Raw genomic sequence first — 11,543 nt, 5'->3', positions numbered from 1 at the left:
ATACCACATTTAGTAGCATAGTAGCATAATATTTATATTTTTTTCAAAAATATAGCCACCTAAAAAGTGACTATATTTTGCTCAAGTGGGAAATGTAGGTGAATAATACCTCTTGTAGGTATTTTTTATTTGCAATAAAAAATATCCCTATACCATAGGGATATAAGTATTATTGGTTGTTTGAATCTTGATCTACATATTTGGCTGCATCTTTTAATTGCACGCTAAAGAAGTTTGTAACTCCACGAGTTTGCATTGTTGCAGCAAATAATGAGTCAACTCTTGACATTGTTCCAGTTCTGTGTGTGATAACAATGAATTGAGTTTGTTTTTTAAGTTCTTGTAAGTATTCAGCATATCTAATAACATTAGCTTCATCAAGAGCAGCTTCAACTTCGTCAAGAATACATAATGGAAGTGGTCTAGCTCTTAAGATAGCAAATAGTAATGAGATTGCGATTAAGGCTTTTTCACCACCTGAAAATAGTCTTAAATTCTTAATGCTTTTTCCAGGAGGTTGAGCAAAGATAGAAATTCCTGATTCTAAGACATTGTTAGGATCAATAAATCTAACTTCAGCACTTCCTCCTCCAAACATTGATTTAAATACTGCATTGAATTCATTGTTAACATCATTTACTACACTAGTTAATCTTGTAACAATGATTTTGTCAAGTTCAGAAATAGCTTCCATTAAGATGTTTCTTGTTGAAACTAATTCATCTCTGTCAGCTACATATCTGTCATAACGTTCTTCGACGCTTTCAAGCTGTTCAATAGCTTCTAAGTTAACTGCACCAAGTTCAGAGATTTGTTCTCTTAATTCAGCAACTAGTTCTCTAGCTTTATCAACTGGAATTTCTAGTTTGTAGTTAGCTTCAGCGTATTCAACTGTATATGAATATTGGCTTGCTAGTCTTTCACGGTAATTCTTCAAGTTAAGTTCAGAATTCTTGTAAATTGTAATTTTGTTAGTGAAAGTATTATTTAACTCATTTAATGTAGTTTGAGTTTGATCTAAAGCCTCACTTAAGTGTAATAATTCAGCATCAAGAGTTTCAAGGAATTGGTTCTTGATAGTTAAATCATTCTTTACAATTGTATATTCTTTATATAAATCGTTTCTTTCTCCAATTAGAACTGATGGAGCTACTTCATCACGATTTACTTCAATAAGGTCTGTTTTTGACTTGAATTCATCAAGTTCTCTTTCCATTTGACCTATTAATAAGTTTTCTTGTCTTGCTTCAAAAGTATATTCATTTAAAGCTGTATTAACACGAGTTATTTCAGCATTGTGTTTTTCAATTAAAGCTTCATTATTGGCAATAATATTGTTTAATGAAGGGAGTAATTGTTGTAATTGAGCAATTCTTTCATCAAGTCCAATGATGTTATCGCTTTCTTGAGCAGTTCCCCCAACAATAACACCCCCAACACGGATAATGTCACCATCAAGAGTAACTACCATATATTTACGTTCTAAGATATTTGAAATTTGGTTAGCACTTTCAATATCTTGCACAATTACAACGTTACCTAGTAAAAATTTAGCTAATACTTCATATTGAGGATCGTATTCTACTAAATCAGAGGCAACTCCAATGTAACCTGCATGGTTAGATGCAACTAATAAATAGTCATCACGTACGAATTTTTCTTTAATAGATGTTAAAGGAATAAAGGTTGCTCTACCACCATTATTTTTCTTAAGGAATTCAACTGCTTTAACAGCTGTATTAGGCATATCAACAACAATGTGTTGTGAAGCACTTGCTAAAATTGCTTCAATTGCAGCTGTGTAATCAGGTTGAACTTTAATTAAGTCTCTAACTAATCCTTTGTATCCTCTAAAGTTTGAGGCATTATCTACAATAGTTCTAGTTCCCTTAAATAGGTTGGTTTTTTTGTTTTTGGTTTCCAGTAAGATTTGTAAATTAGTATTTACTTGAGTATGTTTTGTTTTAGCGTTGTTTAAATCTACTTGTAAAGTATTCACTTTACTTGAAAGTTCTCTAACTTTATTTTGGTGTTCTTGAACTTTTTCATTTAAGTTTTTAGCACTATCTCTGTGGTATTTTAGATTTTGTTCGAGTTCAATAATTTTAAGTGCATAAGCTTTTGCAGTTTCTTCATTTCCAACTGATAATTCACCACTAGCAATTAACTCCATACGAGCATTTTGCTTAGTAATTGTAATTTCTATGTTTTCAAGTCTGCTTTTAATTCCACTTTGTTTTCCAGTTAAAGAAGCAATTTCTTTGCTTAATTCATTCTTTTCAATTCTCTTTTCACCAATTTGACGTTGGTATTTAGCAATTTGACTTAAGTATGATTCTCTAGTTTCTTCAACTCCAGCTAATTCTTTTGATAAAGTTTCATAAGTTTTTTCATTAGATCTAATTTCATGAGCTAAATAAGCTACTTCAACTTTCTTAAGCTCACGACTTTTATCTCTATAAATTAAAGCTTTTTCTGCTTGCTTTCTTAATGGAACTAATTGTTTTTCTAATTCATTAATAGTTGGTTCAATTTTTCCAATAGAAGCATCTGCACTTTGTAGTAATCTTAAAGATTCTGTTTTCTTAAATTTGAATTTAGAAACTCCGGCAGCTTCTTCAAAGATTGCTCTACGTTCTTCATCTGAAGATTCAGCAATATCTGAAACTGTCCCTTGAGAAATAATAGCTAATGAACTTTTTCCAATTCCAGTTTCCATTGCGATAGATTTAATATCCTTGAAACGACAAGGTTTACCATTTAGGTAGTAATTATTAATCCCTTTCCCACGGAAAAGTTCACGAGTGATAACAACAGTGTCATCATCAATTGAGTTATCTGAATCCTTGTTATCAAAAGTTAAAGTTACCCGAGCAAAGTCCATTGGTTTAGCAGTCTTAGATCCAGCAAAGATTAAATCTTGCATTGAATCTCCACGCATTTCTTTAGAGCTTTGTTCTCCTAATACTCATTTGATAGCGTCATTAATGTTACTTTTTCCTGAACCATTAGGTCCAATAATTCCAGCAACACCACCATCAAAGCGTAAAACTACTGGTTCAGCAAATGATTTAAAACCATGAGCTTCGATTTTGATTAATTTCATATCGACTTCCTTTATATAATTTAATCCTTTAATTTTGCTAATGCATCTAGCGCTGCATTAGTTTCAGCTTCTTTTTTACTTACACCTAATCCCACTCCATAAATTTGACCATCATGCATTGCTTGAGATTGAAATGATGGATGGTTAAATTGATCTGGAGGAGCAATTTGGATTGTATTATATGTAATACTTTCTTTGCTGGTGCTTTGAAAGTATTCTTGTAATGCACCTTTAGGATCCTTATTATCTTCATCGTGCAAGTTAATAATACGTTCTTTTAGGTAACGGAATGCAAAATCAGCTGCTACTTTTAATCCTTGGTCAATGTATATTGCGCCAACCATTGATTCAAAAATATCTGCTTGTACTTTGGCACTTTGAATTACAGTGTCACGCATTTTACCAGGTCCAGTTTTTAAAATATCTAATAATCCAATTTCACGCGAAATATAAGAAAGATATCCAGTTCCAACTGTCTTGGCTCTTAAACGAGATAATTCCCCTTGTGCCAGTTTTGGATAAGCTTTATACATAAAACTTGAAGTAAGCAATTGTAATACAGCATCCCCAAGGAATTCTAGTCTTTCATAGTTATTGTGACCCTTACGGTTATAACTTGGATGGGTAGTTGCTAGAATATAAGGCTCATAAGAGTTTGGCACAATGTTGTGTTCTTCTAAAAACTGGTCAAGTGTGGCAGATTTATTAATTTTCATCATTTGCCTCCACATTAACAGAGTCTTTTAATTTTTCAAGTAAGTTAGCTTCTAGTGCTTGCTTCATATTATTTAAAGCATTATAGTAAGCTAGTGAATCACTGCTTCCATGTGCCTTAAGTGCTAAAGCGTTAACTCCAAGAACTCAAGCACTAGCAATTGAACGATAGTCTAACTTATTAGCTACTGCTTTAAATGCAGGTTTAAGCAATAAAGCACCAATTTTTCTTAATAAGCTAGGCTTAATTTCTTGCTTAAGCATATGCTTGAAGCTAGAAATTGCTCCTTCATAACTCTTGATCATAATGTTACCAGCATAACCATCACATAACACCACATCACATTGGCCTTTGAATAAAGATTTTGGTTCCATAAATCCTAGGTACTCGAAATCTAAAGCACCTTTTAGAATTTGGTGTGCTTCTTGAGTTGTGCTATTGCCTTTGTAATCTTCAGTTCCAATATTAACTAGAGAGACTTGAGGGCGAGTTACTTGTCACATTGCTTTGCAATAAGTTGCAGCTAGTGCAGCTCATTCTACTAAGAATTCTGTCTTAGTTTCTAAATTAGCACCAACATCTAAGATTACAAATTTACGATTATTACTTGCTGTTGCAATTGGCATGAAAGCTGGACGAGATACTCCAGGTAATCTTTTAGCCTTTAGAGTTAAAGTAGAAATATAAGTTCCACTATCTCCACTAGATAAAATTGCATCAGCTTCCTTATTTAATACTAAGTTTAACGCTTGATTCATTGAAGTGTCTTCTGACATTGATTTGCGAATATTTCTAGGATCACTAGGTTTGTTAGCATTTTGAATTAGTTCTAAGTTAGCTGCATCATTTAAATCAGCAACTTCTTTAATATCCCCAACTAGTTTAACTAGTACATCAGGATTTTCGCTAGCAAATCTTTGAGCTCCTAAAAAACATTCAAGGACACCTTTATCGTTTCCATTAGCATCAAAAGCAATTGTATATTTATATTTCATTATTCGATTCCTATCAAGAATTGATATGTTGGTTGGTTACCTTCAACAATATCAACTTCACAATCATAAGTAGCATTAATGTAGTTTGAAACTTCTTCAGCTTCCCCTAAATTACTTTCATCTCCATAATAGATTGAAACTAATTCACTACTTGGTTTGATACTGCTTTTTAAAATTGCTTTGACTGCTGCCATAACTGTTGTATGTGCTGAAATAATCTTGCCATCAATAATTGCTAAATATGAGCCATTTTTGATCTTAACTCCATTTAAAGTAGTGTTTCTAATAGCTTTAGTTACTTCTCCAGTTACTACTGTAGCAATTGATTCTTCAATCATTTCAATGTTTTCTTCAGCAGATAAATCATGGTTGAAGTTTAACATTGCAGTAATTCCTTGCATTTGAGATTTAGTTGGGACTACAAGAACATTTTTGTTATCAATAACTTGTGCAACTTGTTGGGCTACTAAAATAATGTTTGAGTTATTAGTTAGTACAAAAACTGTTTCAGCATTAACATTATTAATTGCATTGATTAAATCTTGAGCAGAAGGATTTTGAGTTTGACCACTTTCAACAATAAAGTCACAACCTAATTCTTTCATCCGTTTAACAATTCCACTTCCAAGGTTACATGAAACAACTCCACATAATTTACGAGCTTCATTATTTTGAGCTTCTTGTTTCATCTTTTCAGCATTAGCTTTTGAATAGTTAGCTTGTAAAGTCATGTTTTCAGATTTAATCTTGATAAATTCACCGTATTCTTGAGCTAGGTTTAATAATTTTCCTGGCTTAATAGCATGTCCATGTACTTTAACTAAGTTATCATCATTAACAACTACAAGTGAGTTAGCTATTTTTTCAAGACGTTTAGTAAAGCTTTCTTTATCAAATTTTTCAGGATTGTCTAAGTCAATTAAAACTTCTGTACAATACCCAAATTCACCTTCATAAACTTCAGTTTCACTAATAAAGTTATTAATGTCATCATTTTGTTCAGAGATAGCTACAAAACGATCATGTAATGCTTCATTAATTCCTCATAGAATTGTATAAAGTCCTTCTCCACCACTATCTGTAACACCAACTTCTCTTAAGGTTTTAAGTTTATTTGGAGTTTCATCACAACTTTTACGAGCAAAAGCTAAAGCTTTATCAAAGAATTCAACATAAGTAACAGTTTTGCCTTCGAATTCTAATTTTAAGTTTTCAGTTGTTTCACGTATAACTGTTAGTATTGTTCCTTCAACCGGTTTAAAGACTGATTTATAAGCTCTCGCTGTCGCACCTTCAAAGGCTTGAATTAAGTCAGCAGTATTTAAGTTACCTTTATCGGCTGTACCTAATGCAAACCCTTTAAATATTTGAGAAAGAATAACTCCTGAGTTACCTCTTGCTTCATAAATCATGTCATGAGCCATATCACTTAAAATTTTTGACACAGTTTCATTGGCATTTGCTTCAAGATTAGTTACTGTGGCTGCAATTGTAGAAGCCATATTTGTTCCTGTATCACCATCAGGAACTGGGAAAACGTTTAAGGCATCAATTTTATTTTTAGCATTAACTAAGGCATTAGCCCCTGAAATTAAAGCATTTGATAAAACTACACCAGTTAAGATATTTTTATCCTGCATTGTTTACTCCTTTAATAATTACTGTTAGATTCAATAATTTCAATTTCTTCTTCTTTAAAGCAAAGTCAATTTGTTTAAATAATTGTGTCACAATAAATTTAGCTGAGACCCCATCTAAAATTGTGAAAGCTAACTGTAAGCTTAAACCAGTTGATGAAGTTGTGACATTAATTAACTCGGGTAAGAGCGCTTGACAATCATCTAACTCGTCACAAGGTTTATCTAAGTCAAGTGTAGGCTTATGTAACTTAACAATCCCTGGAACTGCAGATAATGAATCAATGCATAATTGTTTGATTTCTGAAATTTCCATATATTTTCTCCATTTTTAATTAGTATGTATATTTTACCTTATTTTTCAATATATACTATAGTATATATTTCAAGTTCTTGCTGGCAAAAAAAGTGCTAAAAGCCTGCATTTTTATTGCAAAATAATATAATTTAGTCATGGTTAGCATAGAAAAAGCACTTGTTATGAATATTTCTGAATATGAAGATAATAAATTCTTAGTCACATTCTTTGGGGCTAGGGGTACTTTTGCACTCTATGCTCAAGGGCTAGATAAGCCCGGATCCAAAAATCGTAGCAACCTGATTTTGGGCTCAATTGTAGAACTTGAGTACTTTAAAGCTCGCTTTGATACTAAAGTTGGAAAATTAAAAAAAGCTACTTTAGTAAAGCTATTTGACATTAGTAATTTAGAAAATTCTTTATTTTTTACTAAGCTAACAAAAGTCTTTTCTTACATCAAAACTCAGAACCATATTTTTGCTGAATATGATCGATACTTCTATGACATAGGCAAATATGATAATCAAAAGATACTAACTTATTTCATTGCCCAACTACTTGTGAATCAAGGATTTTGCAATTACTTTAACAAATGTCGGATTTGTGGAAGCACTAGAAATTTTATTTCTTTTGATGTGCAATATGGTGGCTTTATTTGCTACAAACATGAAGGTGAAGAACCTTTAATGGATATCAAGTTACTACAATGTATTTGATCTTCATTTCATAGTTTAAATTCTTACGTGTTTCAAGCTACTGATTCAATTAATAAATATATTTTAAGCAACTATGTAAACTTTTTACATCAGCAAGGCTTTTGAGCAATTTCTTATTAATCCAATATTAATTCTTCAAATATTGGGTTTTTTAATTGCAAATATCATTTTTGCTTTCAAGTCCATTAAGCAAGTTATATTGTTTCTACAAACCAGTACCTTTTCTTTTAGATTTAAAAATGTGAGAAATTTCCATATTTTGTGGAATTTTCCACATAATAGCTATAAAAATAGGCTTGCATAGGTTTAATAGTATAATGATTATGTGGGAAGTAATTCCCACAAAAAAATATCTGTAAGGAGTAAAAGAAATTTCAACCTTACGGTTGTAAAGCTTAGGCTTTAAAAATTTCCCATTTTTAATTTAATGAAATTAGATAGAAAAGACACTTGTTTAATATTTAAATCTTGTCTTATTGCTGTTGCATTTTTAATATTAATATTAATGTGCATTCCTGGACAAGTTTTAGTTACTGAAATGGTTAATGGACAGAAACCAATACATCATTTCTATAGCTTTAACACAGCATCAAGCACTAACTTTTCAGGTGCCATTACAAGCACAATAATGTATAGTTGAATTATTTTCATTGCTATATTTATGCTTGGAGACCTGATTATAGGAAGACAAGTTAGAGCACTTAAAATTACATTTTCTGTAATTAAATATCTATTCATGATATTTATATTTGTTATTGATTGTTATATGTTAGCTTACTTATCGAGTGCCAGCGTTAAAGCTCTTGATCGTTTACCATTTGTAATCGGATCATTTATTATAATAGAATTGATTACAATTAGCTGTCTAGACATCTTAACCTGACAAAAAATCATTAAGTAAAAAGAAGCGTGCCTAAATTAGGTACGTTTTTCGATCTAAAAGCTAATAGCCCTAGGACATAAGGATATTAGTTCTTTAAATTGGGTCAAGGTGTATTAATCTTTTCATTACATTCTTATAACTTATATCTTTACACATCTATTTCTTGAACTAATCCTTAGACTGAATAATGAATATTGCTTTGCTATATCATAGTGTTGAAATTAAAAAAGAAGCTTAAGCTTCCTTTGTAAGTAAGTTGTGTAATGTTACTATTTGGTCAACTGTGAGTTGTTGGATACGAATATTATCATCATATCCCATAGCCGTGTAGGAAGCTAAAATTTGTTCTTTAGGGTACTTAGCACTTAGTGCATATGAGAGCTTTTTACGTCTGTTGGCAAAGCATAATTTGAAAAATTCTTTATGTTTATTTCAATCTTGAGAGCTAATTTCAGGTCTAAAAACTAAAGAAATAATTGCTGAATCTACCTTTGGTGCAGGCACAAAGCATCCTCTTGGAACAATAAATTCAATTTTACAATTTGCCAAATATTGGGCTGAAACCGATAATTTTGAATAGTCACTTGTATTGATTTTAGCGCATATTCTTTGTGCCACTTCTTTTTGTACCATTAAAAGGACACCTTTAAATTTTTCTTTATGTTCAAAAACTTTAAATAGAATATCTGTAGTTATATAGTAAGGAATATTAGCAATTAAGTAACTTTCTTCTATCTTACTTAAGTCACTTTGTAAAAAGTCTTGGTGTATTAAATTAAATTTAGGATCACTAATTTCAGTGTTTAATACATCCACCATATCTTGGTCAATTTCATATGATGTAACACTTTTAGCACTAGGTAATAGGGCTTTTGTTAAAGCTCCTCTTCCTGGGCCAATTTCTAATACATTTTCATTAGCAATTGGAAAGACGTTGACTATTTTATGAATAATGTTTTGATCTTGTAAGAAATTTTGACCAAATTCCTTTTTAGCGAATCTTGGTTGATTATTTTTCATCTTTTAGTCCAAATAAATTTCTTAAATTACGATTGATCCGGTCAACAAATTTTTCAGTTCCAACTTGCTTAATTCCTGCCATATAATAAGCGACAAATAGCACTGTATTTGGTTCATTTAATTCACCTGTGTAAGGGTGAACTCTTAAATAAGGAGCATCAGTTTCAGTTAACATACGTTCTAGAGGAAGGTAAGCAATAACTTCTCTAGCTTGATCATTTGTACCATAAGTTATTGATCCACTGAATGAAAAATATAAATTAGGAAATTGTTCAAACTTTTTAGCTCACTCTAATGTACCACTATAAGTATGTAACATACATTTTGTATTAGGATACTTGCTTAGTATATCAAAGGCATCTTGGTAAGCTAAATCGCAATTATCTTTATCACGAATATGAATTACAGCTGGTAAATTATATTTATTAGCTAAAATAATTTGATTAGTTAAAGAATCAATTTGATTTTCGCGACTTGGAGCATCCTCATAGTAATAATCAAGTCCAATTTCACCAATTCCAACTACATCTGGAGTTAATAATTCTTCCACTTGCTTATAATCATTTCCATCAATTCCGGATTCAGGATGAATTCCAATAATTGGCTTGATAATGTCATATTTTTTAGCTAGTTCAAGCACTTCTTTGTTTTCTTCTGGATGTCCACCATTTACCATTAAAAAATCAATTCGATTGTGATGTGCTTGTTCCACTATCATATCAATGATATCTGGAGATTTATAGTAGTTAATGCTTATGTGATTATGAGCATCAACAAATTTATTACGTTTCTTTCCCATTTTACTTACCTAAACAGAAGTTACTAAACATAATATCTAGCAAGTCTTCTCTGTTTACATTTCCTTTTATATTTTGTAGTGCGTCTCATGCAGCATATAAATCCACAATAATGACGTCAAATGTATAATATAGCTCTAAAGAAACTTTAGCATTCTTTAAGCATTCTAAAGCTTGCTTAATTAATGATAATTGTCTTGTATTAGAAAAAATTCTTTCATCAAAAATATCTATATTAGCAAAGTTAGCCACCAAAGCTTGCTCTAAGGCAGAAATGTTATTTTCAAGAGCTGAAATCTTAACAAGTCCAGGTTCATTATAACTATTATCTAAATCAATTTTATTAAGTACTTTTATATAGAATTTGCCAAGTTCCTTAGCACGAGCTTGCACTTGTAAGTCAAATTCATCCATCCCTTGCACAGTATCAATAACGTGAACTACTAGGTCAGATTTTTCAATTTGTTCAAGTGATTTCTTAATTCCAATTTGCTCAATTTTTTCCTCAGTTTTTCTTAATCCAGCTGTATCAACTAGTTTAAATAGCATATCGTTAATTTTATAAGTTGCTTCTACTAAATCACGAGTGGTACCAGCAATATCAGTTACAATAGCTTTATCTTCTGAAAGTAAGCTATTTAATATACTACTTTTACCAACATTTGGTTTTCCTAAGAAAGCAACTTTAACGCCTTCAAATACATAACGCGAATCTTCTGAAATCTTAACAATTTCAGAAAGTTTTTTAATTAAGTAATCTAGTTTGCTTAGCATCACTTGATTGTCCATTTGCTCTACATCTTCATATTCAGGATAATCAATATTTACTTCACAAGTTCCAATTAATAATGCTATTTCATTGAGAAATTCGTCAATCATTGTTGATGTTTTTCCTTTGAACTTATTTACTGAAGCACTAGCTTGAGAACCTGTTTGTGCCATGATTAAGTCATGAATTGCTTCAGCCTTAACAAGATCCATTTTGCCATTGAGAAAAGCTCTTCGAGTAAATTCTCCTCTTTCAGCTAATCTAGCACCATTTTGTAATAAAAGTTCTAGCACTTTATTTGTTACTATAATTCCACCGTGACAGTTAATTTCAATTAAGGGCTCTCCAACATAGTTGTTATATGTAACTGAACCATCAGGATTTGGCTTACCTAAAAATCACATTACTAGGACTTCGTCTACTAATGTTTCACCATCATAAATGTGACCATAAGTAATATTATGATCACTTCCCATTCTTCCTTTATAAATTTTAGAAATAATTTCTTTTACATCAGGACCTGCTAATCTTACTATTGAAATAGGTTGATTAACATGTGAACCTGAACTAATTGCTGCTATATTATCATACATAGCTATATTTTATT

The 11,543-nt window shown here is 31.2% G+C and carries 10 protein-coding genes; 2 read left to right on the top strand and 8 right to left on the bottom strand.

The features are described 5' to 3' along the window. Positions 1 to 169: 169 nt before the first annotated feature. Genes ACNQ2T_RS01495 through ACNQ2T_RS01475 form a run of 5 tightly spaced genes read right to left on the bottom strand, consistent with a single transcriptional unit; the run spans position 170 to position 6,769 of the window. Complete coding sequence (locus ACNQ2T_RS01495; RefSeq protein WP_416755173.1) at positions 170 to 3,106, bottom strand: SMC hinge domain-related protein; 2,937 nt, start codon at positions 3,104 to 3,106, stop codon at positions 170 to 172. Positions 3,107 to 3,126: 20 nt separating this feature from the next. Beyond that, positions 3,127 to 3,825 (bottom strand): ribonuclease III, encoded by a 699-nt coding sequence (gene rnc, locus ACNQ2T_RS01490; protein WP_416755171.1) that lies wholly within the window; start codon positions 3,823 to 3,825, stop codon positions 3,127 to 3,129. Next, positions 3,812 to 4,816: a phosphate acyltransferase PlsX gene (gene plsX / locus ACNQ2T_RS01485; protein WP_418018213.1), complete on the bottom strand. Its 1,005-nt coding sequence runs from the start codon at positions 4,814 to 4,816 to the stop codon at positions 3,812 to 3,814. The genes rnc and plsX overlap by 14 nt, the downstream gene beginning before the upstream one ends. Beyond that, the gene (locus ACNQ2T_RS01480) at positions 4,816 to 6,456 is read right to left on the bottom strand and encodes a fatty acid kinase ATP-binding subunit FakA (RefSeq protein WP_418035810.1); all 1,641 of its coding nucleotides are present in this window, start codon (positions 6,454 to 6,456) and stop codon (positions 4,816 to 4,818) included. Before ACNQ2T_RS01480 ends, plsX begins: the two co-directional genes overlap by 1 nt. Then, positions 6,446 to 6,769, bottom strand: a complete 324-nt coding sequence (locus ACNQ2T_RS01475; protein ID WP_418035809.1) for a hypothetical protein — start codon at positions 6,767 to 6,769, stop codon at positions 6,446 to 6,448. Before ACNQ2T_RS01475 ends, ACNQ2T_RS01480 begins: the two co-directional genes overlap by 11 nt. 164 nt (positions 6,770 to 6,933) lie before the next feature. Here ACNQ2T_RS01475 and recO point away from each other — a divergent pair, with 164 nt between their 5' ends. Beyond that, positions 6,934 to 7,587: a DNA repair protein RecO gene (recO, locus tag ACNQ2T_RS01470; protein ID WP_418035808.1), complete on the top strand. Its 654-nt coding sequence runs from the start codon at positions 6,934 to 6,936 to the stop codon at positions 7,585 to 7,587. A 307-nt stretch (positions 7,588 to 7,894) separates the two neighbouring features. Continuing rightward, positions 7,895 to 8,368 carry a hypothetical protein gene (locus tag ACNQ2T_RS01465; protein ID WP_418018212.1) on the top strand — a complete coding sequence of 158 codons (474 nt, stop codon included), beginning with the start codon at positions 7,895 to 7,897 and terminating at the stop codon, positions 8,366 to 8,368. A 216-nt stretch (positions 8,369 to 8,584) separates the two neighbouring features. On the opposite strand, the gene rsmA is transcribed toward ACNQ2T_RS01465, so the two are convergent. From rsmA to mnmE, 3 genes are read right to left on the bottom strand one after another with little or no spacing between them, the layout of a single operon-like run. After that, a complete protein-coding gene (gene rsmA / locus ACNQ2T_RS01460; protein ID WP_418018211.1) occupies positions 8,585 to 9,370 on the bottom strand; it encodes a 16S rRNA (adenine(1518)-N(6)/adenine(1519)-N(6))-dimethyltransferase RsmA in 786 nt (261 codons plus the stop codon). Continuing rightward, the gene (locus ACNQ2T_RS01455) at positions 9,360 to 10,169 is read right to left on the bottom strand and encodes a TatD family hydrolase (RefSeq protein ID WP_418018210.1); all 810 of its coding nucleotides are present in this window, start codon (positions 10,167 to 10,169) and stop codon (positions 9,360 to 9,362) included. The genes rsmA and ACNQ2T_RS01455 overlap by 11 nt, the downstream gene beginning before the upstream one ends. 1 nt (position 10,170) lies before the next feature. Next, positions 10,171 to 11,529, bottom strand: a complete 1,359-nt coding sequence (mnmE, locus tag ACNQ2T_RS01450; protein ID WP_418035807.1) for a tRNA uridine-5-carboxymethylaminomethyl(34) synthesis GTPase MnmE — start codon at positions 11,527 to 11,529, stop codon at positions 10,171 to 10,173. Positions 11,530 to 11,543: the final 14 nt, after the last annotated feature.

It is taken from the genome of Mycoplasma haliaeeti (assembly GCF_048284645.1).
Lineage (GTDB): Bacteria > Bacillota_I > Bacilli_A > Mycoplasmatales > Metamycoplasmataceae > Mycoplasmopsis.
This window is presented reverse-complemented; position numbering and strand designations above follow the sequence as displayed.